Annotated in this window: 21 protein-coding genes; 14 read left to right on the top strand and 7 right to left on the bottom strand. The window is 57.7% G+C overall.

Annotation, left to right across the window (positions count from 1 at the left end):
- Positions 1–50: 50 nt before the first annotated feature.
- The 5 genes from J5X93_RS26720 to J5X93_RS26700 all read right to left on the bottom strand — a co-directional run bounded on the left by J5X93_RS26720 (position 51) and on the right by J5X93_RS26700 (position 4,858).
- Positions 51–830: a lambda-exonuclease family protein gene (locus J5X93_RS26720; RefSeq protein ID WP_250035689.1), complete on the bottom strand. Its 780-nt coding sequence runs from the start codon at positions 828–830 to the stop codon at positions 51–53.
- 199 nt (positions 831–1,029) lie between these two features.
- Positions 1,030–1,668 (bottom strand): hypothetical protein, encoded by a 639-nt coding sequence (locus tag J5X93_RS26715; protein WP_023662208.1) that lies wholly within the window; start codon positions 1,666–1,668, stop codon positions 1,030–1,032.
- A gap of 910 nt (positions 1,669–2,578) precedes the next feature.
- Positions 2,579–3,103 (bottom strand): RDD family protein, encoded by a 525-nt coding sequence (locus J5X93_RS26710; RefSeq protein ID WP_023662207.1) that lies wholly within the window; start codon positions 3,101–3,103, stop codon positions 2,579–2,581.
- A 23-nt stretch (positions 3,104–3,126) separates the two neighbouring features.
- Entirely contained in the window at positions 3,127–3,828 is a 702-nt protein-coding gene (locus J5X93_RS26705; RefSeq protein WP_023662206.1) for a hypothetical protein, read from the bottom strand.
- Positions 3,821–4,858: a ParM/StbA family protein gene (locus J5X93_RS26700; RefSeq protein ID WP_039614031.1), complete on the bottom strand. Its 1,038-nt coding sequence runs from the start codon at positions 4,856–4,858 to the stop codon at positions 3,821–3,823. Before J5X93_RS26700 ends, J5X93_RS26705 begins: the two co-directional genes overlap by 8 nt.
- Before the next feature lie 223 nt (positions 4,859–5,081).
- Between J5X93_RS26700 and J5X93_RS26695 the strand changes: the two genes are divergently transcribed.
- The 10 genes from J5X93_RS26695 to istB all read left to right on the top strand — a co-directional run bounded on the left by J5X93_RS26695 (position 5,082) and on the right by istB (position 15,237).
- Positions 5,082–5,609, top strand: a complete 528-nt coding sequence (locus tag J5X93_RS26695) for a hypothetical protein (RefSeq protein ID WP_004577623.1) — start codon at positions 5,082–5,084, stop codon at positions 5,607–5,609.
- Between the two features lie 1,646 nt (positions 5,610–7,255).
- The gene (locus J5X93_RS26690; RefSeq protein ID WP_023662205.1) at positions 7,256–7,540 is read left to right on the top strand and encodes a hypothetical protein; all 285 of its coding nucleotides are present in this window, start codon (positions 7,256–7,258) and stop codon (positions 7,538–7,540) included.
- Positions 7,541–7,570: 30 nt separating this feature from the next.
- Complete coding sequence (locus J5X93_RS26685; RefSeq protein WP_250035021.1) at positions 7,571–9,442, top strand: UvrD-helicase domain-containing protein; 1,872 nt, start codon at positions 7,571–7,573, stop codon at positions 9,440–9,442.
- 33 nt (positions 9,443–9,475) lie between these two features.
- Complete coding sequence (locus J5X93_RS26680; RefSeq protein ID WP_039614033.1) at positions 9,476–9,877, top strand: hypothetical protein; 402 nt, start codon at positions 9,476–9,478, stop codon at positions 9,875–9,877.
- 355 nt (positions 9,878–10,232) lie between these two features.
- The gene (locus J5X93_RS26675) at positions 10,233–10,718 is read left to right on the top strand and encodes a DUF2726 domain-containing protein (RefSeq protein ID WP_052261072.1); all 486 of its coding nucleotides are present in this window, start codon (positions 10,233–10,235) and stop codon (positions 10,716–10,718) included.
- A 48-nt stretch (positions 10,719–10,766) separates the two neighbouring features.
- Positions 10,767–11,435 carry a hypothetical protein gene (locus J5X93_RS26670; protein WP_232881705.1) on the top strand — a complete coding sequence of 223 codons (669 nt, stop codon included), beginning with the start codon at positions 10,767–10,769 and terminating at the stop codon, positions 11,433–11,435.
- Positions 11,428–12,075: a hypothetical protein gene (locus J5X93_RS26665; RefSeq protein WP_052261073.1), complete on the top strand. Its 648-nt coding sequence runs from the start codon at positions 11,428–11,430 to the stop codon at positions 12,073–12,075. The genes J5X93_RS26670 and J5X93_RS26665 overlap by 8 nt, the downstream gene beginning before the upstream one ends.
- Complete coding sequence (locus J5X93_RS26660; protein ID WP_039614035.1) at positions 12,062–12,424, top strand: hypothetical protein; 363 nt, start codon at positions 12,062–12,064, stop codon at positions 12,422–12,424. The genes J5X93_RS26665 and J5X93_RS26660 overlap by 14 nt, the downstream gene beginning before the upstream one ends.
- A 525-nt stretch (positions 12,425–12,949) precedes the next feature.
- Entirely contained in the window at positions 12,950–14,464 is a 1,515-nt protein-coding gene (gene istA / locus J5X93_RS26655) for an IS21 family transposase (protein WP_218816148.1), read from the top strand.
- A 17-nt stretch (positions 14,465–14,481) separates the two neighbouring features.
- Positions 14,482–15,237, top strand: coding sequence for an IS21-like element helper ATPase IstB (istB, locus tag J5X93_RS26650; RefSeq protein WP_250034212.1), 756 nt, complete (start codon positions 14,482–14,484; stop codon positions 15,235–15,237).
- 934 nt (positions 15,238–16,171) lie between these two features.
- Here istB and J5X93_RS26645 read toward each other — a convergent pair.
- Both J5X93_RS26645 and J5X93_RS26640 read right to left on the bottom strand, forming a co-directional pair.
- Positions 16,172–16,543, bottom strand: coding sequence for a hypothetical protein (locus J5X93_RS26645; RefSeq protein WP_250035025.1), 372 nt, complete (start codon positions 16,541–16,543; stop codon positions 16,172–16,174).
- Positions 16,524–17,162 (bottom strand): TnsA endonuclease N-terminal domain-containing protein, encoded by a 639-nt coding sequence (locus J5X93_RS26640; protein WP_011953077.1) that lies wholly within the window; start codon positions 17,160–17,162, stop codon positions 16,524–16,526. Before J5X93_RS26640 ends, J5X93_RS26645 begins: the two co-directional genes overlap by 20 nt.
- 1,022 nt (positions 17,163–18,184) lie before the next feature.
- Here J5X93_RS26640 and J5X93_RS26635 point away from each other — a divergent pair.
- The 4 genes from J5X93_RS26635 to J5X93_RS26620 all read left to right on the top strand — a co-directional run bounded on the left by J5X93_RS26635 (position 18,185) and on the right by J5X93_RS26620 (position 21,881).
- On the top strand, positions 18,185–19,075 hold the full coding sequence (locus J5X93_RS26635; RefSeq protein WP_177328665.1) for a hypothetical protein: 891 nt from the start codon (positions 18,185–18,187) through the stop codon (positions 19,073–19,075).
- A gap of 259 nt (positions 19,076–19,334) precedes the next feature.
- A complete protein-coding gene (locus tag J5X93_RS26630; RefSeq protein ID WP_177328666.1) occupies positions 19,335–19,547 on the top strand; it encodes a hypothetical protein in 213 nt (70 codons plus the stop codon).
- 202 nt (positions 19,548–19,749) lie between these two features.
- Positions 19,750–20,067 carry a hypothetical protein gene (locus tag J5X93_RS26625; protein ID WP_039614038.1) on the top strand — a complete coding sequence of 106 codons (318 nt, stop codon included), beginning with the start codon at positions 19,750–19,752 and terminating at the stop codon, positions 20,065–20,067.
- A 251-nt stretch (positions 20,068–20,318) separates the two neighbouring features.
- A complete protein-coding gene (locus J5X93_RS26620; RefSeq protein ID WP_023662195.1) occupies positions 20,319–21,881 on the top strand; it encodes a DNA cytosine methyltransferase in 1,563 nt (520 codons plus the stop codon).
- The last annotated feature ends 30 nt before the right edge of the window (positions 21,882–21,911 follow it).

Here is a 21,911-nt window from a genome sequence, read left to right as displayed (position 1 = left end):
GTTCCTGTAGGCATCAATTTGGCTTTCAGTCAGCGTTACACCGTGTGCCCTTAGCAAGGCACGCCAGTCGACCTTCCCTTTACGTGCGGAAAGCAGAACAGAAACACCATCACTTTGATGTCGTTTGCGGCCTGGGGGCATCTGCGATAACAGAGCACTCCGGGCTGCCTCCTCGCGAGCAGTGGCTTCCTGAAGGACCCGGTTTGCTTGCTGCCAGGCGGCCGCTGCAGCCTCCCATTCATCAGTGCTCCATTTTCTGTTTGTAGCCGGTCCCAAAAGTCGAGCTCGGCCTTGAGGATTTGATCTATCCGCTTCTGATTTCTAGGGACCTTGAGCAGCACCCCGTTAGATCCGTCGAAGGAGTAGTAATGAGCGAAGCGGGCTTCAGCAACAAAGATCTGGTGCTGAACCTGGTCAATGTATTCCGGTGGGACGATTCCTTTGAGTGCAAGCCCATGAGCAGTCTCCCCGGGGCATTTGATCTCAACTGGGATCTGCTGGAAGGGGTCGAAGCCATCTAGCGATGCACGGATGATCGGTATTGAGTCACTTTCAGCGATGATGGGCGTTACGGTGCTGCCGGTGTGCCTTTCGTAGGCAGCCCTTGCTACGGGCTCCAACTGATGGCCCCTAGCGCGAATTCGATCGACAAAGGGGTTCGCTGGCGGGGGAGGTCCAATGCCTAGCCTGAGACGGAAGAGTTCGTATGAGCTTCGGAACTTCGACGTCCCCATAATTTGGGGCGCCTCACTAGCTCCGATCCCTCCACTTCGCCAGGCAAACCATGCAGCTGAGTTTTGCTGAGCCTCTGGGCCCGTGATGATGCGCATTGCCATGTTGCGATCTCCTGGAAACGTGACCTGCACCGGAACGGTGGGAGGCCTGATAACGGGAGATGCATAACGTACTAGCTGAATCTTGATGCCCTTGGTTAGCTCCATGAGCAAAGGGGGGAGAGGAGAAGTGAGGGGGGAGGGCGCAACCCCTGAAGACCGGCTGCCAAGCAGCCGGTCGCATACGGCACCAGCGTTATTCGCCGATCCTCATCGTGCGAGGAATACCCAGCTTAGCGTTTTGCATACGCAGATCATCCAGCGTCATCGAGGGATCTGACGACGCAGCAGCTGAACTGGCGCAGCCCCGGAAATTTTGGCAAACCGTGTGGATTACCAGGTTCGTTCCAGCGAGGTTGTCGACGTTCTGGCCGTTGGTGTTTTGTGCAGCGTCAGATGCTGCGGTTAGGCCTGAGGTGACGTTGTTCCCCAGTACTCCGGGGTCACTGCAACTGCTCAACAGTAAGCAGGTCGTGAGAGAGACAGCCACGGACGCGCCCGTAGCCACAGCATTGCCAACGGCAGTATGGGCTTCTTTGTACTCTGAGGCTGGACCCGCATAGACCTCACTGATTGTGTAGGTGACCTTGGCATCGCCCGCAGTCTGGTTGTAGCCAGCTTTCTTGAGAGCCTCATTCACATACGCAGTCATATCAGCCAGGGCGGCGTCTTCGGTTACAGCCTTTACTGTCAAGCCATCCACAAGCCGTGCGTTGATCTGAGCTGCTTGAACGCGTACCGAGCCTTCCTCAACGGTGATTGGTTTTGCGGCACAGCCTGGTAAGGCGATGATGACGCAGGTGGCAGCTAATGCGGCGATTGCTTTGTTGATCACGTGGAGGCCTCAGGAGTCTTGATAACATGTAACTATAATACTGGGGTGAGGTGCTCCAGGCTAGTGGCAAAATGATTGTGCCGAAAGTGGAGTGGCGCATCGATGCGGGATTGGGCAATTCCGTAAATCCCCATCAGAAGCTCGCGGTGTTGGTCTACGTACAAAAACACGGAGATGTGTAGCAGGACAAGAGGAGGGCAGAGGAGGTGTGGGTCAGTGGGCGGCCTAGCGTCACTGGGAATCGTGAGAGAGGCAGGGTAACTCACGACTTAGGGTAAGAAGCCGACAGCCCGGGCTGCCAACGACAGACAAAAAAACTGGGCCTTTGATATACAAAGAGCCCAGTCCTGGTAACCACAGCTGCCGCGGCGCTGTAGGTGGAGAATCCACCGTTACCAAGACTGAGCTCACCTCTTTATCGCCATTAGGATAGTCGACAGCAGTACGACGTCCTGCTTGGCTAGCTTGCGAATCCCCACCAGTTGCACCTGGCTGCTATGTAAGGACCTATGTCCGGGGAAGTCATTTGCGCTGCTCACGTAGTGGTGAGCGACCTGAGGGATAACCGCTTCGACCTAATCGTCCAGCTGTGTTGTCAGTTCCTGGGAGAAGCCCGGACTCGACTATTGTCTGATCTCAAAACTGGCGGTGCATCACCGAGTCGAGAACACAGAGGCAAACACAGGGGATGCATTAGGGAGCGGAGATATCAGGCGGTATGTGGGTAATGCGCTAACCCGTTACCGTGTTGCTGACTACAAAGGAGGCTTCGCGACCTCGGACCTGACTGGCTTCTCCAGTGGGAGTATCCGTTAACTTTGCCTCAGGTGATGTCGAACATGGACTGATAAACAGGTTTTCCTCTGGACAAAAAAACCGGCCCTTAGGCCGGTCATACAATCTGGGGAGCTCACGTTCCTCGTTTTGCTACGGTTGTGGATGCCAGGAGGTCGAAAATGAACTGGGTTTTCACAGTGAAAACTGGAACAGCGACGTAGACAGCCAGCACCCCGGCCAGTGCGAGCGGGTGACCGATGCTCAGCAAAAGCAAGACGGACATGATCTTCAAGGTGGTGCGCAGTATGCACTGCCAAGTGGACAGATCACCTGTGAGAGAGAGGGTCCTGACGCGGAACAACAGTTTGCCGGCCGTTGTGCCTTTGCAGGTCCTGGTCAGAGTTGCTTCATAGATCAACCACACGAAAGGCAACAGAACAAGGAAGTACGGGGCGAGGCTCAGCGCAGCCCCTTCAGTCCAGCTCAGGCCCGGAGTAGCAGCATCGAATGGGCCCGACATATCGACATGGGCGTTGTGCGCCATGATGGATGCCAGAAGCGCTAGTGATCCTCCTAGCACCAGCGACACCAGAGCAAAGTCAGTCGTGGTTGCCGCTATGCGCTGAGCCACGGTCAGCAGTTTGGAACCAATTTTCATCTTTCAACTGATATCCTGTGGGATTAGAACATATCGCCCATCGCGTCCAATGCTGCCAACTGCACGAGTGTTGGCTCAGTCGGCGTTGCGTCTTGGGCGGCAGGTAGTGAGTGGACCTCATCCGGGGTATCTGCGGTTGGGAGCTGCTGAGCCTGCAGTTCGATGTTCGCTTCCTGAACATCCGTACTATGGATGGGGTTGGATAGGGGAGTGATTGGCTGTGTCTGTACGCGTTCTGCCTGGACCTCATCCGCCCCACTGAGCAATGGATCACCAACCGGAGCGGCTACCGGCTCGGGTTGCCGGGGAGAGTGGACCTCCTCGGCAACGTGTGGCGGGATAGCCGGAGCCGCTGGAGCTTGAGGTTCTGGGTGACCCAAAATCTCAGAGGCCTTGACCGTTCCAGGTCTGGCTGTGACCTCCCGCTGCTTTGGTACCCGCTTTTTGCGAGCTGGCGGTTCTGCGCTTTCACGCCTGGATTGGCGGCCGGTCGGAATCATGCCCCCTGGCCCAGCAAGTGCGGCATTGAGAGCTTGGTCTAAGGTGCCGGCCGCATTGTTGCTCAGAAACCATTGGTAAAAGACACCCCTGATTAGAGGTGTGTCTTTTCCGTATGGCAGTTCGGACATGAACTCCAGCAAACCTGGGCAAACATCTTCTGGGATGTTCAGATTGATTTTTCGCTCAGTTTCATTAGGGTCATATACACGAATTAACTTAGCCATTTACAGCGGACATCCTTTTGGCATTCGCATTTACGATGCTACGGATGATTTGGCCAAGGGCATATCGAGCAAAGCCATCAGCAACAGCCCAGCGAGGGTTTTTCACCAGAATGCTGTGTTTCCATACCTCTTTAGCACGCCCATAGATCGCCTCGGCACTTCCACCAGCAACCAGAATGCCATTAAGCGAGCGAGCATCATCGGAGAACAACGAGTTACCCTTAGAGATAACCTCTTGAACCACATGCTGTTGAGCTTCGGCCACTTGGGCTTCAATGTTAATTTGCTCGCCGAACTGGAAAAGGAATTTAGTGCTGAACGACTCCTCGCACTCGACAAGGCTGGCTTGTATTTCGTGCTTACCGAGGATACGACGCAACTGCTCAGCAGCAGCACTCATTCCAGCACAAGAGTCAGCACCCCGCTCAATGTATTGACCTTCCCGCATCAGAAGGAAATCAGTCGAATAATGGCCGCCCTCAATGACGCCATAGGACTTTGGCCTTCCGTTCGCGCCATTGATCAATTCCTCTACTGGGATCCCTGACTGATCCAAAATGTAGTCGCAGTAAGCACCCATTGGCTGAGGGAGCGCTTTCAACTCGACAGTATCAGGTAGTGCTTTCTTGGTGCGCTCAACCAGACTGTCTTTGCGAGAGCCGAACAACTTGGACGGAGTACCGATGATGACAAATGCTTCATCAATCCCTTGAACGCCCTTGGCACGGAGCCGGGTAAAAGCAGACTGAATAAGAGCCAGATATTCCGGGGTGTCCGTCCAATTGTCGTTCAAGCCAATAGAGGAGGTGAGGTTGCCCTGGAGGCGAGCGGTATCGCCGGTGAAGTATGCCTTCCCGTCGACAATCTCGGTCTCGGCTTTGGCGCGAGCGGCAGTCGTTGGGTCGGTGAGTTCGACGGCAGGAACCGCCAGGGTGGGGTACATGACCTGAGTGCGCTTACCTTCGTGATACGCGACCACCTTAATGGCGCTACGACCCGCATCCAAACCGATTGCTACGCGACCTTTCATGGAATTAAACCTATATAAACCAGAGACTTAGAGGGGTTAATGATGCGCACTGCACAGTGTGCAGTACCTACAGATCAGTACGCAGTAGCTACTGCCCTGTATGCATTGAGTCGAGTCTAAGATACATAACACGTATTGACAATACTGGATAAGCACAAAGAAAATTCGCCAGAACGCGCCCCTCGGCGCGGCTATACACAACCCCCCGGCGAACGCTTAAACAATGGCTATACACAACCCCCCCTCCATCGACGATTTCGAAGAGCTGCGGCGCAAAGGCAAAGAGTCGGTCGACACCGCCGTCGACTACCTGATCCGCATCGATCAGCTCCTGGTGCGCATGGGCGAATTGCTCTACGTCATGCAGCCGTTTCAGACGGGGCGCATAGGGATCGATTTCAACCAGCACCGAGGTCAGTCCAGGCCATTCGTACGGGTGTACCGCAAGCTCAAGGCCGGCAAGGGAAAATGGATGTCCACGAACGTGAGTCATAAAGGGCTGACGAAGAGAGTGAAGCGTGCACGGGAGTTCGAGCCGAACCACAAGCTGGTACTGATCCTGTGCGAGAGGGTTTCCAAGCTCTTTGACCTTAGAGCGGAAATGCACGAACGAGTACGAAATATGAGTCATGGCGTAAAGCTAACGCTCAAAGCACGCGAGGATGATTTGTCTTCTCTTGAGACATTGGTGGGCAGCATGCTGGACCAGATCGAAACCAAGTTTGAAGGAGAGCTCGACGTGGACGAGTAAACCTTAATCTGATTCGCGAAGGCCTTGTCGATTAACGTCGGCAGGGCCTTTTTTGTGGCTGAGCGGAACCGGAAACATTGCGGTGTCAGGCCAAGTAGGAACCGGGCTATGGGCAAAGCGGACTAGAAGCAAACCGGTGTTATGCGCAGTGAGACCCGCGGCTATGGTTAAGCGGGCCAGAAGCCTACCGGTGGTTTGGCCAAGTAGAACCCGGGCTTGCTGGGCGCAGTGTGATCTGGTTGCGGAGAATTGCATTCGCATTCGGTGGTGGGCCGAGTTTTACCTGGGCCGGGCGGTGTTGGATCCGAGCCGCCTCGCGCCCATCCCCTTAATCTAATTTTATTTACTTCATTCATCTTCTCTTATTCTGGTCGCACCATAGATCTCGTTCTGGCGCCGGCACTTGTGTCAGAATCTCTTTTGCGGCTGCCCGTTGTGTCACGCCCCATTGTGCAAGTTTGGTTTGGGTGTCCGCCCGTGCTGCTGGCTGTTGTTTGCCTGCCAGTTCTGTCTGTGCCGCTTGTGACTCTGCGCCGACCGGCTCCTTCTCCCTGCGAGGCGTTGAGCTCATTCTGCCGCTGTAGATTCTCTTTTCTCTCTTCTCTTCTTCAGCTCCATTATTCCACTGCGACTTCTACATCTTCTCATGCGCGTGCGGATTTGCGTGGTACCGCCCAGTTGTTCTCGCACCAGTTCTATTTGGTGAATTGTGCCATCGCTAGTTTGGGTTCTTCTTGTTGCGCTGTCGCATTGGCATTTCATTATTCCGATGTCTGTGCTGCCGGTGCGCGCTTGACGCTTTTGCTTCCTCCGACAGCATAACCATTTGTGCCTCTCTGTCTCAGATGACCGGTCCCTGCCAGGAGACCTTTCGGTTGCGCCTAGCAATACAGCCCACCAGCTGCCGGTGGCGACCCCAAGAAGGATCTGACGGGGGAGGAGAGCGACGGGCTGAGAAGGATGCGACGGGGGCGGCGGCGGCGGCCGTGCAGAAGCTCGGTGCTGATCCTGCAGCTGGCCTCTGATGATCGCTAGCAGTCGGTGGTGGGTGCCGTGGGATCTGTGCGGCGGTTCGCGACCATTGGCTTGCCCGGTGCTGCTGTTTGACCAGGTTGGCAGAGTGCGATGGGTGGCGCCCGGTGGCGGGTGGTGTTGGATCTGAGCAGGCTGTGTGCGATCCGGCTCGCGGCGTGTGACGCTTGGCTGTCGGTGGTGGCGATGCAGGACCTGTCTGCTCATCTGGTGCGGTGTGTGACCCGGTCAGGTCCGTCTCAGCTCGGGTTGCTTGGAGCTGCTTTTCTCTGATCTGTGTCTCGCGGGGGAGGGTGCTTCATTGTCTTCATGTCTCTCTGCTCTCTACATGCAGTACTCTGCCTGCAGGCTTCCTTCCCATCCCTGGTCGGAGTGTGGGGGCCGCCGGGGCCGGCTTTTATGGGCTGGTATGGGTATAAATGGTTATGCACCTGCGCCACGCTTTTCCTACCCCCTGGTCATAAATGGTTGTGCTCGCACCCGGAGCTTTGCCTTGCCAGTATCCATAAATGCTTATGCCAGCATTCGTAACACGTAACTATAATTTGTCTTGCATCCATGCAAATCTATAGGTATCGTTGAGTCATAAATGGTTGTGCTTAGGAGCCGCCGCAATGAGCAAGTACGGTGTGATGAAACAGGTTGGAAAGGGCGTTGGAGCGATTGCTCTGGCTGTAGCGGCTTGTCTGTTTGCTGCATACGCCCGCCACGCTTTTGGTGGCTGGGTGTTCGCGGGCTCATTGCTCCTGGTGGTCGCAGCCAGCATCCCAATGGTCGTGTTCTTCAACCTGTTTGCTGATCCAAACGCGAAGCGCAGCAAGAAGGTCCCGCTCATGGATCAGGAGGAGGGGCATAACCCCTTCAACGACTGCTTCAACAATTTCAACCGAGACGACTGATCTACCACTCGCACCTCAAGGAGGCCGGCAATGGCCGCGAAAGCTTTCACCCCAAACACAGACCAGGCTGTTGCTCTGGGCAGCACCGCCAAGCGATTGCTGATCCGCGCCAAGGCGGGGGCCGGCAAGACCTCGCTGCTCATCGCGCACGCCCTGCGTTTCCCTGACCAGCGCCTGCTGTATGTCACCTTTGGCAAGGCCAACAAGGAGGACGCAGCTGCTCGCTTCCCTTCCAACGTCACCACCAGGACCAGCCATGGGCTTGCTTGGGAGGTCGGTGGCCAGTTCAAGAAGACTGGCAAGCAGGATGATCTCCATCCGTCCCAACTGGCCAAGCAGTACAAGATTCCCATGGCCTTTGCTCGCCACCTGTACGTCACTCTGCACAACTTCATGGTCTCGGCAGATCGGGAGATCCTGGCTGCGCACGTGCCCACAAAGATCGTTGGCGATGACCGTCAGAAGGCTGCGGAATGGGCGAAGCATGTGTGGGCGGATCTGCAGCGCTTGCGTCAGTGGTCTCGTGGGTGCGGCGAAAGCCAAGCCGAGCGAGCAGAGTTTCTGGAATCCACCCCCCTGCGTATGCCGCACGACGGCTACCTGAAACTGTGGAGCTTGGGTGACCCGGACCTGAGCCACCGCTACGACCAGATCCTGCTGGACGAGTACCAGGACACCAATCCGGTCTTTGCAGCGGTGATCCTGCGCCAGAGCTGCCCACTGCGCTTGGCCGGTGATGACTTCCAAGCCATCTTCGGCTTCCGAGGTGCTTACAACACCTTCGAGCCGTCGCAGTTCGATCAAGTCGTAACGCTGAGCGAGAGCCACCGTTATGGCGCCGGCATTGCCGAGCTCGCCACCATGCTGTTGCGTCAGTTCGCCGGCGAGCAGGACCCAGTGCGCAGTTCGCGCCATGAGCTGACTACCCGATTCGCCGTCGACCGCACCAAGCCTTACGCGATCATCGGGCGCACCAATGCGAAGCTGTTCGCCAGTGCGGTCCAGTTGCTGGAAGGCCAGCGTCTTCACTTCGTGGGTGGCGTCAACGAGTACCCGTTCGACAAGCTGGTTGAAGTGCACCACCTGCGCGCCAACACGGGTGTCCGTCTACGCGATCCTTTGCTCAGTGCGTTCCGCTCGCTCCAGGATCTGGAGGCTTATGCCAACGACACCGATGACAAAGAGATCCACGCCCTCATCAGTGTTGCCAAGCAGTACGGCGATCAAATCCCGAGCCTGGTACAGCGCATCAAGGATGCCTGCGTCAGCGACATCACGGATGCGACCGTCACTCTGTGCACTGCCCACCGTTCGAAAGGGTTGGAGTTCCCGCAGGTCGTACTGCTGAGCGACTTCCTCAACCTGATCACCGATGCCGGCCTGCCGCTGGTGCTGGATACCCCGGAGTTACGCCAAGAACTCCACCTGCTGTACGTGGCACTGACCCGTGCGATGGAATCCATTGAGGTGAATGAGCAGATCCAGGCAGTGCTGCGTTACTGCGAGGCCGCTGGGGTTGTGGGTGAAGCGGTACGACCTGTGGCGAAGCACACCGAACAAGCAGGGGGGCTCGTGCTGGTTGTGAGCCCTGAACAAGAGGCCGATTCCTTCGCTGCTACCACCGGCGCGGGGGCGCACTCCAAAGTGGTCGAGCTTGTCGGCGCCGATGCCGCTCTGTTGTTCGAAGGCGATGTGGTTGAGTCGCGCATCGAGCTGGCCATCCTGCGCCATGCCGCACTGACCGCGGTGGCGATCGCTGGCGTTGTCGGTGTCTCCGTATCCGAGGCGGCCGACACCGTGGCTTCAATGGTTCGCCAGGGCCGCCTGCATGGTGGCTTGTTCATCGGTTGCCCAGATATCACCTGGCGCCTGGTCAGTGACCTTCACCTGGATGTGGCCTGATGGACTACCTACTGATAGGTGCTGGGGGCTGGCATGGCTGACGATTTCATCCGGATCTTCTACCGCCGTGAAGCGGGAGGCGTGTCCAGGAAGTCATCCGTATCCATTGACCCGCTGATGTTCGAGATCTTCGTCAAGATCAAGGGGAGCATCGGCGAGGCCCGGGACGTCCTGAGGGAATGGGCAAAGGCTGCGGATGCCGAGCGTACCGATGCGAACAACCGCATGGGGAACTCTCGCATTGTGCAGCAGCGGATGTCTCAGGAAATTCTGGACATGGTCAATGAGGGCATGGCAGCCCGGGCGGTGAAAGAGGCGGCGGCCGCGGGCGAGGTGAAAGGCCGGGGTTCTCGACGGGGCAAGCGGGCCGTAGGTATTGAACCCTCGCATCAGCTGCCGGCGGTCACCGGGCACCTCTCGGAGGATCACATCTAGCGGCGTTGCTGGCGCTCATTATCGCGCCAGGCGGTCAGGCTTCGAATAGTTCGTTTGTGGGATTGGTCAAGTCGGCGCGCATGATTGCAGGACGGTGACTTGCTTTGGCTACGAGAGGTTTGGAGTGAGGTGTTGCACGACACGAGCGTGTCGGTAAGAGCGGATAACTACGCTAACGGTTCCACGCCCATTGAGCAATAGCCAGGGCAGGTTTGTTGATCGGCGGAGGCGGCGGTGCCCCTCCCGAGATGGAAGCGTAATCACATTTACTTGACCAACATCACAGGCGGATTACTCGCCATTTTTTAACCATATAGCGTATTGGTACGCGTATAGAATTAAATCAGGAGTAAGGATGTCAATTTTCAATGGCTTGGACGGGTTAGGTGTCCCGCTCTTGGTGGTCTGCGCCATCGGGTACGTCGCCCTCAAGATGCTGAAGGGTCGCAAAGGCTACTCAACCAAGCACTACCAGTGCATCCCCCTGCTCACCGAGCGCGAGCAGGACTTCTTCTGGCGACTCAGGGAGGCAGTTGGCAACGACCTGGTCATCGCTCCCCAGGTGGTGTTCGGTGCCTTCATCAAGGTGAAGGCCACCGCCATGACCGACAAGAACCACGCACGGCATGTGGTGGCCCACAACCGCTGCGACTTCCTGCTCTGCGACAAGAAGCTCAAGCCGGTGGCGCTGGTCGAGGTCGACGACTCCACGCACAACAGCTCGAAGGCCAAGGCAAAGGACCGTCGTCGTGACGAGCTGATGAAGGCAGTAGGGGTTTCCGTGCACCGGTACCGCGGAATGCCGTCGGCCCGAGAGATCCGCAGGGACCTGAAGCTGTAGAGCTCAGGACCTTTCCAACCCGGAATTCGAACACAGTAGGTGAGCAATATGAGTGACTTCGATTCATCCAGCGAATACTTCGCTCGCGCAGCAGATATGGCCGGCGAGGGGAAGCTCACATTCAGGGGGCTATTCCTTGCTTTGCTTGGGCTGTACGTCGTTGTTGCGGCAATCAGCATCTTCGTCCTGGCATTTAAGGTGCCGGTCAGCGCTGAGGATCTACAGCATGCATCCTGGTTGGTGAACGCCCCCTACTTCATGCCCTTTCTCTACGGCGCAATGTTGGTCATGGGCTTCGCACTCGCTCTGCAATTGATCAGCCCGATGACTCTGAGCCTCGGTGTACTCATGACCAGCTTTGTTGGTGGCGTTTCCACTGCTCCAGAGGTCTCACTGCGCAGCGCTGTTCTTGCAGGGGAGGCCAAAATCGGCTGTTACGAGTACACCTTTCGCGCATGTACCGAGATGCTGGGGCTGCCCAGTCGAGCAGCCAACCCAGATCAGTCGGCCCAGCTTGGTGGCCACCAAGCCACCCCTGTCCAGGTGATGGCCTTCCTTCGGGCGCCATTCGATGTTTTCAAAGCGGATCAACTCAACCAAATGCTCGATACGCAGCGCCTGGAACTGAAAGAAGAGCTCCGCAAGGGTTTGGTAGTCCAGACCGACACCCTCCCCACACCCCCAACTAAGAACCAAGCAGGTGAGCACCATGAGTGACCACGATTCTTCCAATGACTACTTCGATCTCACGCCGGGTAAGGCAGGCGAGGGATCACTGATCTTCGCGAGCGTCTTCCTGGCCGCGTTGGTGGTGTACGTCGTGTTTGCTGCCATCAGCACCGCCGTCCTGAACTTCAAGGTTCCTGTGAGCCCCGATGATCTGAAACATGCCTCTTGGTTAGTAAATCCCCCAGCCATCTCGTTCATTGCGTCCGGGGTCAGCTTGTTCGCATTCCTGGTGGGGGCATTTCGCGCATTTGCGGGTAGTGCCTTCGGCCTGGTGCTGATCATGGCTGGGGTTGTGAGTGGTACCACCATCTTCCCGAGCGTCTCTTTCCGGAGCGCTGTTCTGGCAGGTGAGGCGAAGGTGGGGTGTTACGACTACACCATCCGGGCCTGTACCGAGATGCTGGGGCTGCCAGACAGCGCGAGCTCCGGTCAGTCGAGCAAGGTCGAGCGCCAGTCCTCGGCGCCGATCGAGGTGCTGGCCTTCGTACGAGCTCCCTTCGATGTGTTCAAAGCGGATCAGCTCAATCAGATGCTCGATGCGCAACGTCTTGAGATGAAGAAGCAACTAGACGCCTACGACGGCCGAGTAAGCACTGAACAAGGGATTACCGGCAATGCAAAAACCTGAGTTGAAAGCAGTGACTGGCGTAAACCGCAACGCGGTGTATCGGGCCCTTGGCCTCCTCTCCCTCGCGATGGGCGTCTTCCTCTCCGGTCCAGTGCTTGTGGGTCAGGAGATGGTGAGTTGGGTGCTCCACATAACGCCAGAGCGCTTCTCACTGCTGATACTGGCTTGCGTGGCGGTGATCTTAATCAGAGGAATCGCAGCCTTGCTGGTGACCTTGCTGGGGCTCTTGGTATCAGGCGCTGCATGTGAGCAGTACTTCGCGCTGGATGCTGCAGCAACGATGGGAGGAATAGGTATTCTCCTCCTCATGGTCGGTATCGGTGAGCTCATCTTCAACCCTGCTCACTGAGCCTCACATGGCTCGCAAAGCCCGCCTTGGCGGGCTTTGTTATTGGAAGCCGGCTGTGAAGCAGGAGGCTACGGGTTTCTACGGGAAGCGGACCGCTGGACTTGCCGTTCGCACCTACCAATGCGGTCCAGGAGATCTCTCTTGGGTTTGCAGTCTTGGTACCCTTCTACAACGATCTGTTTGACCACCGCGAGCTCTGCCAGGGCATCTGCAGCTCCTTTGATGGCGGTAGGGGCAGGTGAGTAGTAGTCCTGTCGCATCTTGCTTATCTAGGTCTATGCGACGAGCAGGTCGCCAACGTGAGCGATAACCTGGCTCACCTGCGGATTCCACGGTCATCTGGCCACCCATTCCATGAGCATCTGACCACCGATTCCATGGTGATCCGGCCACCCATTCCACGCGTATCCGACCACTGATTCCACGGCCATCCGGCCACTCAACCGGGCAGGCAGTAACGCAGGATTTCTTCACTACCATCGACCTCTTTTTCGAAGCAGAGAGGTCGTCGTGGAGCGTTTATCCATGCGTAAGATTCGCGAAGTACTTCGTCTCAAGTTCGAGGTCGGGCTATCGGCTCGCCAGATTGCAGTCAGTGTGCAGGTCGGTCGTGTCACCGTCGGCGATTACCTCTGTCGCTTTGCCGCCAGCGGCCTCAGTTGGCCCTGTTCGTTGTCCGATGCGGAGTTGGAGCAGCAGCTGTTCCCGCCATCGCCGGCGGTGCCCAGTGAGCAGCGGCCACTGCCTGATTGGTCTTGGGTGCACGCCGAGCTGCGTCGCCCCGGCGTGACCTTGGCGCTGCTCTGGCAGGAGTATCGCCTCAGCCAGCCGAAAGGCTTTCAGTACAGCTGGTTCTGCGAGCACTACCGGGCCTGGCAGGGCAGGCTGGACGTGGTGATGCGTCAGGAGCATCGCGTCGGCGAGAAGTTGTTCGTCGACTACGCCGGGCAGACGGTGCCGGTGATCGACCGCCACAGCGGCGAGATCCGCCAGGCGCAGGTGTTCGTCGCGGTGCTCGGCGCATCCAGCTACACCTTCGCCGAAGCCACCTGGTCGCAGCAGTTACCTGACTGGCTGGGCTCCCATGCCCGCTGCTTCGCCTTCCTCGGCGGCGTGCCGGAGATCGTGGTGCCGGACAACCTGCGAAGCGCGGTGAGTAAGAGCCATCGCTACGAGCCGGACATCAACCCCAGCTACCGCGATCTGGCCGAGCACTATGGCGTGGCGGTGGTGCCGGCGCGGGCACGCAAACCGCGCGACAAGGCCAAGGCCGAAGTCGGCGTGCAGGTGGTCGAGCGCTGGATCCTCGCCGCGCTGAGGAACCGCCAGTTCTTCTCCCTGGATGAACTCAACAGCGCTATCGCCGGGTTGCTGGAGCGGCTCAACCGACGACCGTTTCGCAAGCTGCCGGGCTCCCGGCACTCGGCCTTCGAAGCCCTGGATCGTCCAGCGCTGCGCCCACTGCCGGAGCAGCCCTACGTCCATGCCGAGTGGAAGAAGGCGCGGGTGCACATCGACTACCACGTCGAGGTCGATGGGCACTACTACTCGGTGCCGTACCAACTGGTGAAGAAACAACTGGAAGTACGCCTGACAGCGCGCACGGTGGAGTGCTTCCACGCCAATCAGCGGGTGGCCAGCCACCTGCGCTCAGCGCACAAGGGCCGGCACAGCACACAGGCCGAGCACATGCCCAAGAGCCATCGCGAGCACGCCGAGTGGACGCCGCAACGGCTGATCCGCTGGGCCGAGCAGACCGGACCGAACACCGCCGGCGTGATCGGCCACATCCTCGAACGGCGCATCCACCCGACTCACGGCTACCGGGCCTGCCTGGGCATCCTGCGCCTGGGCAAGACCCATGGCGAAGTGCGTCTGGAGCTGGCCTGCCGTCGCGCCCTCAGCCTCGGTGCGTGCAGCTACAAGAGCCTCGAATCGATCCTGCGCCAGGGTTTGGAAAGCCTGCCGTTGGCTCAAGCCAACCTGCCCCTGCTGCCGGACGACCACGCCAACCTGCGCGGCCCCGGCTACTACCACTGAACCCAAGGAAACTCACCATGCTGCCCCATCCGACCCTGGACAAGCTGCAAACCCTGCGCCTGCACGGCATGCTCAAGGCGCTGAACGAACAACTGAAAACCCCGGACATCGACAGCCTGAGCTTCGAGGAACGCCTCGGCCTGCTGGTCGACCGCGAGCTGACTGAACGCGACGACAAGCGCCTGAGCAGCCGCCTGCGCCAGGCCCGGCTCAAGCACAACGCCTGCCTCGAAGACATCGACTACCGCAGCCCGCGCGGGCTGGATAAGGCGCTGATCCTGCAACTGAGCGGCGGCCAGTGGCTACGCGACGGCCTCAACCTGATTATCGGCGGCCCCACCGGCGTGGGCAAAACCTGGCTGGCCTGCGCCCTGGCCCACCAGGCCTGCCGAGAGGGCTACAGCGTGCGTTACCTGCGCTTGCCGCGCCTACTGGAGGAGTTGGGCCTGGCTCACGGCGACGGGCGCTTCGCCAAGCTGATGAGCAGCTACGCCAAGACCGACCTGCTGATCCTCGATGACTGGGGTCTGGCCCCGTTCACCGCCGAACAGCGTCGCGACATGCTGGAGCTACTGGATGATCGCTACGGCCAGCGCTCGACCCTGGTCACCAGCCAGATGCCGGTGGACAACTGGCACGAACTGATCGGCGATCCGACCCTGGCCGATGCCATCCTCGACCGCCTGGTGCACAACGCTTATCGGATCAATCTGAAGGGGGAATCGATGCGCAAACAGACGAAGAAATTGACGACACCGAGCGCCTCAGACTAACAATGCAACCCCTGCGTCGCTGCGCTCCGACTGCCCGGCCGGATGGCCGTGGAACAGGTGGCCAGATGGCCGTGGAATGCCTGGCCAGATGAGAGTGGACTGGGTGGCCGGATGGCGTGGAATCCGCAGCTCACCGGGGCCACATGGCACAGCTCCGGCCCGCTCTACACCTTCAGGGGCTGGCATCATCCTTGGTAGCTTCCGCTTTCCGCTGAGAGTTCTAGCCGGGCTGATGAATGAGCTTTCGTATGGCTGGGTCTCGTGTGTCCATTCCTCAACCTTTAGCGGGCGTCTGCTGGGCGCCACAGCAGAATCTAAGCTGCGTTTTGAGACTTTGACTAGACCAAACACATGAACGGATCAGATGGGCTAGTGAGTCACTTGCTGTAGGTTCACAAAATAGGTGATAGGCCAGACCCCGTGAAATTGGAATCTTCGCCATTTTTTTTGTGAAATGAAGGGGTGCTTTTCACAGAAAAGCCGAGAAATCCCTACTCACCAATCACAAAAGTTGATTGGCCTGGAAAGGGCCGTTTACGACCGACGCGTGACTTTTCGGTAAGGGATGAGGAGTAGTCGCAGCGATCCTTTAGCTCCTAGTCTGGCGACCTTGGGTTCAGAATCCGACTGGCAATGCCCGCCGTCACTACTTCAGAGGAACCAGCTTCCTCTGCTGCCAAAATTGCGGGGGGCTCATGCTGGTACCCAGGCCCGACAAATGCGCAGTTGCAGCCCTCAATTGCAAGGCTATCCAAAGCGGCACGCGTGTCAATCAAGATCTGATGCATGACGATGGCCGGCCTCACGGAGGTGAAACCGGAGATTCAGATTGACTAAACCGACCCCGTAGACACCAACCTCCACGAAGGCCGCTATCGACCCAAAGCTGTCCTTCAAGAAAGGCAGCTAACGGCGAGAAGCGGTCATTTTGTATCTACAGGTTTCGGGGCGATTCACTCGTCTGATGCTCAGGAGCACCAGGATGTAGCTTGTATTTACCGCGCTTAGTTAGGTCGTCCAGATACTTGCGTCGACGCAATGCCTCATCTCCATGTTTTTTGGGGAAGCATGAAATATCTGGAGGGACGTTCCGCACATACGGAACCCTCCCAAGGTATGGCTGATCAGCGGAGATCTCGATCTCGCGCTTCTCGTAGGCCTCATAGAACTCCTTCTCGGATAGCTTCGTGGGCTCACCAAGCTCATCGAAAAAGAGCAGCTTCCGGTCAATAAGCCTCTTCTCAAGCACCATCAGTACGCCACGAACGATGACGACCAATTTCACCCTAAGGGAAAAGGTTTGCATGACGGTGCCCCCCTTGCAGGAAGACCGGGGAGTCAGTGTCAATTGACCTATCAAGGTCAATGCCCACCACCCCAAGGCCTAACAAGCGCCAGGCTTTCCCCTCACCAACCACGTAGAGCAGATCTGCAACGGTCATAGGCGGCCATTCGTTGAAGGTCGCCATTACCTCCTCCAACGCCTGATGCGAAAGCTCTGGACCGCGCCGGTGATACATCAGCCTTCTAAGATTGGTAGCCAGGGGTTCAGCTTCAATTAACTTTTCAGTGATCACCGAAAAGTTACGGGCAGTGGCGTTGAAGTAGCGCTCAGCGGCATCCAGTCGCTGCCTGACGCTGGCAATCTTCAGTCGGTCGTGAGGCTTCACTTCAAACCACCACTCGCGCCCATCCGCGAGGAAAACCTGTACGTCTGGGTAATATTTGAAGTAGCCCTGGAGCGATGGAACACGTTCCTCACTGGGCTGCGGGACGTAGCCGATGACCGCAGGAGACAGCTCAAGAAGCCGAAAAAGAGCGCCTTCGAGCTGGGACTCCCAGGGCACAGGCTTTTTATTTTTGAGCGATGGGAAGTAGCCGCGGTAATGGTTGGACCGCCGCGTGACCACCTTTCGTACTGTCATGAAACACCTCCGAAAATCTCGAAACGAGCGCCGACGCTGCGCCAAAAAATCAAGGCGCAGGGCGGGCGAAGTGAGGCCTTTCGACAGGCAACACTGTGCCGTCGAGTAACCTCGCTAAGGTCGAAAAAATGGGAGAGGATTGACAGTCGCTTCGAAAAAGCAGACATTGCGGGTTCTGAGGACGCAAGTCTGCTTCGCTAAGCGCGGTCAGTCCTCTCGGGATTGATCGCGTTTTTCTACATTTTCAGGTCTCCTTTTCTCTCATTGGTCATGACTCTCATGACTGATCAGAATCTAAAGCAATCGGCTTGCTCTCTTTATTTCTAAACGGCCACTTCGTGATCGCTGGAGCAATTTGGATCAGGTCTGAAGCTCTCGCTTCAAACAGCTGATTTGGCTGAAAATCTTCAGTGCAAAGCGGAAAAGTTGGTCATAGATCTTATTCCAACATCCCTTCGAAATCTACAAAAAATCCAAAATGGCAACTTCCACCAAATTCCATTTCCATACTAAATTGTTCAAATTAATACTTAACACGTACGCTTAATTAACTATTAAGGTGTTCAAATATTAGTTTTAAAGTCCTCTCAATCTCTCTGCTGCTCAGATCCGCCCGCCGACCCTCTCAGCACTTCCAGCGCCCCATCAAATCACTTCCTCAAATCCCCCCATCTGCATCATTTTCCAATGAGCGGAGTAGGGCGCCCCGGCAGGAATTCCAGGCAAAAAAAAGCCCGCGAAGGCGGGCTTGATGGTGACCGACAGGGGCCATGGTTGAAGCCCGGCCGGTCATCTATTTGTGAAAGCGTGCAGCTTTTCTGTGAACCTACACTTGCAGATCGTCACCGCGATCCGCCCCTCCACACACGGATCTGGCAATCTCTGATGAGTTTTACTTGAATCTGTTAGCATATAGGTACGTGTAAAGAATCAGTTATGCCGTTATGATTCATTTTCAGGCGGCGGCCCTCGGTATCCCGGGGCAGCATGTAGCGATCCTCAGCGGATCCAGGGGAGGGGGCATGGCCAAACAAGATGAGATGACGAATCGATCCATCGCGATCCTGATCAACCTGTCGGCCGGCTTGGACGAAGCCGGGATTGAGTGCGGTGATGAGCGTGTACCGATCACAGCAAACTTGCGCCTGGCCGCAGCTGCGGGAGCCGCAGCGTTGTCGCAGCGTGCCAAGCGGTCGACGCCATTCTCGAACCAGACGAATAGTCCACATGTGAAGTTGGTCAAGACCGCTGCTAACTGGCTCGACCAGCTGAAGGTGGTCAAAGGGTTTCATGGCGATGTCTCGGCTGCAGAGTTTCTCGGTGTCAGCCAGACCCAGTTCTCCCGATGGCGCACCGGCAAGGATCTCTTGGACAACTATCACGCCTGGCAGATCGCTGCAGCGCTGAACGTGAACCCCATGGTGGTGATAGGCAGCGTTGGCTTCCACCACTCACGTGACACTGATCGCACCAGGTGGTTGGCCATGCTGTCGACGGTACTTGATTCAGAGCTTCCTGCTGCTCCAGTGCAGATGGCACAGGCGCCAGCACGGGAAGTCGAGCCTGTGCAGCAGCCGGCAAAAGCAAGCCGCACTGTCAGCGGGAGCACCGAGTCGACGGCCCAGGGCAGCAAGTGGACCGATGACGAAGACCAGCGGCTCGTTGCGGGATACCGGAATGGCGAAGCGATCGACGCGCTTGCCACCGCACACAAGCGCACCCCGAAGGCCATCTTGCTGCGGCTCAGCAAGATGCACCGGTTGATACCGGCCGAGCAGCTCGCGAGCTTGTGTGAGCTCTACGACGTGAACTTGAGCAACTCTGGGAACGGGCGTAAGACCGAACAGAATAAGAGCTCCCCGCGGCCAAGAAGGGGGAAGGCCAAGGCGCATGCTCCCACTGTCTTCCTTTGAACGATCGGGCGGCTGAAGGATAAGCTGCTGGTGCTAGGAGTACAAATGTACTCTAGTCGTGCACGTGGCAGTTTAGCGGGCCCTTCTGCTACTGACTTGACCAAATGTGCCATACAAACCACCAGAAACTAACGATGGCACATTTCGAAAGGCGCCAGCCCAGCGTTTCCGTGGGAGGGATACGGGGCTGGCAACTGACACTAGCGATGGCACATTTCGGCGTCATCGGGACAACGGCTTACAGAGGTGGACTATGAGCATGACCCCACTCGCAGAAGCGCCTACCCGGCGAACACTGCTGCAGCGGCTATTCGGGGCCGGCCTGGGGCAGAACTTGATCTCGGTCTGGGTGACCGAGGTCGGTAACTACGCCTTTGGCCAGGTGGTAACCGAGACGAAGGTGAAGCTCGGGCGGTACACGCTGCTGCAGTGGAAAACGTACAGAACGCCTGAGCTCGATCGGGAGGAATAGGGAACTGCAGAGGCCCAACGGGCAAGGATCGGAGCTCGCGATAGGTGCCGACCCCCTTCTTGTTCTGTGTGCACTGTGGCGCCAGGTTTCGTTATCGGCTGGTGTTGCCCATTTCGAGTTGACCAGTGAATGCGATGGGGCTGTCGACATCGCACCGATAGAAGGCTGTTTTTGGCAGATATTTGCCAATGGAGATTATGGCATGCGGACACCCAACGAACAGGCTGCACCCAAACTGATGGCCAGCTCAATAGAGCTGATCAGCGATCGAGATGAGAAGTTCTCTGCTGTCGTAACCATCATGGGCAGTTACGGCAACGAGTCTTTCCGGAAGGTCTTCAAGGCACAGTATCCAGAGGACTGGGCAACGATCGAGCGAAGCTACGACTTGCCCGGTCTCAATTATGGGAAGGTAGGCCGGTGTGTCGATGGTAAATGGACCTTGATTGCGATCGAGCCTTCACCAGCGGCTCTGCTGGACGCGCAATATTACGACTATCTTCGGAACCCGCCCTTTTAGCCAGCGTTTCCTTGCACCGCGCAAAGCTCACGAACGCTACACCCAATCCGGCCATTCTTGGCCGGATTTTTTTGGCCTCCAGGGTAGAGCGTAACCCACGGAAGTCGTTTTGGACAAAGATAAAAATTGCCATATAGTTTAATAAATATTGATAAAGGTTGACCTATAGTTTAATTTTTAGTCCGGTCCGTAGGTAAACCAGGGGAGCCAGTCCACCTGGCGGGCGCCACTCAACTCTCGTAGGACACTGCATGCTGATAAAAAAAATCCTCACCCATTTCCACTTCTGCTGCGGCTTGGGGGGGGGCGCCAAGGGCTTCAACCGGGCAAAGCCCATCGTCGGTAACGTGCAAGCTGAATGGGAGTGCTTGGGAGGCGTTGACGTTGACCCGGCCGGCCTCGCCGATTTCAAGCGATTGTCCGGTGTTGAAGGCACGCTGTTGGATCTCTTCACACGTGATCAGTACATCCGCTTCCACGGAAAGGAGCCGCCAGCCGGATGGCGGGAGGCACTCCCAGAGGACATCCGCCGTGCGGCCCAGAACCGCCGGCCCGACACCGTTTTCATCAGCTCCCCATGCAAGGGCGCCAGCGGGTTGTTGTCGGAGAAGATGAGCCTGACCCCGAAGTACCAGGCCTTGAACGAGCTGACTCTGCGCTGTATCTGGCTGATGGCGGAGGCGTGGCGGGATGACCCTGTACCAATGCTGGTATTCGAGAATGTCCCACGCCTGGCCAATCGTGGCCGCCATCTGCTGGACCAGATCGGCGCTCTGCTAAGCCACTATGGATATGCCGTCGCCGAAACCACCCATGACTGTGGGGTCATCGGCGGATTGGCTCAAAGCCGCAAGCGATTCCTGCTGGTGGCTCGCCACGTCGAGAAGGTGCCGTCGTTCCTGTATGAGCCAGAGAAGAAGAGCCTTCGTGCTGTAGGTGACATCCTCGGTCGCATGCCTCTGGCCGGCGATATCGAGCAGGCTGGCCCTATGCACCGGGTGCCGGCTCTGCAATGGAAAACATGGGTCCGCCTGGCCTTGGTCGAAGCCGGAAAAGACTGGCGCAGCCTGAATGATCTCGCGATCCAGGATGGTTACCTGCGCGACTTGATCATTGTTCCAGGGTACCGATCGGGATACATGGGGGTGCATGGATGGAATGACAGCATGGGCACGGTGGCTGGCCGATCGAACCCAACAAACGGAGCGTTCTCGGTTGCAGATCCGCGAGCCAAAGCTGGCGCCCTGCAGTACCAGCAGTATGGTGTTCGCCGATGGCAGGACACCAGCGGTGCCGTCATTGGAGTTAAAAGCCCAGGACAAGGCACATTCAGCGTCGCCGATCCCCGACCGGCCATGAAACGCACAAAGGGCGACGCTTACCTGACTGGCGGGCATTACGGCGTGGTGCCGTGGCAGGGCTCAGCGGGAGCCGTCTCTGCAAGCGCCAAGCATGACAACGGCCGTTGGAGCGTAGCCGATCCCCGGCTCCCAGAGGCCAACGACAGGCTCACTTGCATTATCGAGTCGCTCGACGGGACCTGGCACCGCCCCTTCACGACTCTGGAACTGGCAGCGCTGCAAAGCCTTGTCGAGCCCGAGGAGCAGTTGGAGTTGGACGGTTTGAGCGATCAGGCCTGGCGCGAGCGGATTGGCAACGCCGTTCCGCCGGCGGCGGCGGAGGCGATCGGGCATGTCATGGGCACGACATTGCTGCTGGCAGCCCAAGGGGAAACCTTCATGCTCAGCAGCATGCCCATCTGGGTACGGCCCGTCGCGGTAGGCCTGAGCGTGTCGCAGCTGGCGACAGAATGAGGCTGATCGACCTAGGCCTACGGCTTGGGC

Source organism: Pseudomonas sp. BYT-1 (genome assembly GCF_023611805.1).
In the GTDB taxonomy this organism is placed as follows: Bacteria; Pseudomonadota; Gammaproteobacteria; order Pseudomonadales; family Pseudomonadaceae; genus Aquipseudomonas; species Aquipseudomonas guariconensis.
This window is presented reverse-complemented; position numbering and strand designations above follow the sequence as displayed.

Excerpts from the sequence above, each read along its gene's own strand:
- J5X93_RS26620 (WP_023662195.1), top strand. The coding sequence starts at position 20,319 with ATGCTGATAAAAAAAATCCTCACCCATTTCCACTTCTGCTGCGGCTTG.
- J5X93_RS26685 (WP_250035021.1), top strand. The coding sequence starts at position 7,571 with ATGGCCGCGAAAGCTTTCACCCCAAACACAGACCAGGCTGTTGCTCTG.
- J5X93_RS26695 (WP_004577623.1), top strand. The coding sequence starts at position 5,082 with ATGGCTATACACAACCCCCCCTCCATCGACGATTTCGAAGAGCTGCGG.
- J5X93_RS26635 (WP_177328665.1), top strand. The coding sequence starts at position 18,185 with ATGGCCAAACAAGATGAGATGACGAATCGATCCATCGCGATCCTGATC.
- J5X93_RS26630 (WP_177328666.1), top strand. The coding sequence starts at position 19,335 with ATGACCCCACTCGCAGAAGCGCCTACCCGGCGAACACTGCTGCAGCGG.
- istB (WP_250034212.1), top strand. The coding sequence starts at position 14,482 with ATGCTGCCCCATCCGACCCTGGACAAGCTGCAAACCCTGCGCCTGCAC.
- J5X93_RS26625 (WP_039614038.1), top strand. The coding sequence starts at position 19,750 with ATGCGGACACCCAACGAACAGGCTGCACCCAAACTGATGGCCAGCTCA.
- J5X93_RS26705 (WP_023662206.1), bottom strand. The coding sequence starts at position 3,828 with ATGGCTAAGTTAATTCGTGTATATGACCCTAATGAAACTGAGCGAAAA.
- istA (WP_218816148.1), top strand. The coding sequence starts at position 12,950 with ATGCGTAAGATTCGCGAAGTACTTCGTCTCAAGTTCGAGGTCGGGCTA.
- J5X93_RS26710 (WP_023662207.1), bottom strand. The coding sequence starts at position 3,103 with ATGAAAATTGGTTCCAAACTGCTGACCGTGGCTCAGCGCATAGCGGCA.
- J5X93_RS26720 (WP_250035689.1), bottom strand. The coding sequence starts at position 830 with ATGCGCATCATCACGGGCCCAGAGGCTCAGCAAAACTCAGCTGCATGG.
- J5X93_RS26640 (WP_011953077.1), bottom strand. The coding sequence starts at position 17,162 with ATGACAGTACGAAAGGTGGTCACGCGGCGGTCCAACCATTACCGCGGC.
- J5X93_RS26700 (WP_039614031.1), bottom strand. The coding sequence starts at position 4,858 with ATGAAAGGTCGCGTAGCAATCGGTTTGGATGCGGGTCGTAGCGCCATT.
- J5X93_RS26665 (WP_052261073.1), top strand. The coding sequence starts at position 11,428 with ATGAGTGACCACGATTCTTCCAATGACTACTTCGATCTCACGCCGGGT.
- J5X93_RS26645 (WP_250035025.1), bottom strand. The coding sequence starts at position 16,543 with ATGCAAACCTTTTCCCTTAGGGTGAAATTGGTCGTCATCGTTCGTGGC.
- J5X93_RS26670 (WP_232881705.1), top strand. The coding sequence starts at position 10,767 with ATGAGTGACTTCGATTCATCCAGCGAATACTTCGCTCGCGCAGCAGAT.
- J5X93_RS26690 (WP_023662205.1), top strand. The coding sequence starts at position 7,256 with ATGAGCAAGTACGGTGTGATGAAACAGGTTGGAAAGGGCGTTGGAGCG.
- J5X93_RS26675 (WP_052261072.1), top strand. The coding sequence starts at position 10,233 with ATGTCAATTTTCAATGGCTTGGACGGGTTAGGTGTCCCGCTCTTGGTG.
- J5X93_RS26660 (WP_039614035.1), top strand. The coding sequence starts at position 12,062 with ATGCAAAAACCTGAGTTGAAAGCAGTGACTGGCGTAAACCGCAACGCG.
- J5X93_RS26680 (WP_039614033.1), top strand. The coding sequence starts at position 9,476 with ATGGCTGACGATTTCATCCGGATCTTCTACCGCCGTGAAGCGGGAGGC.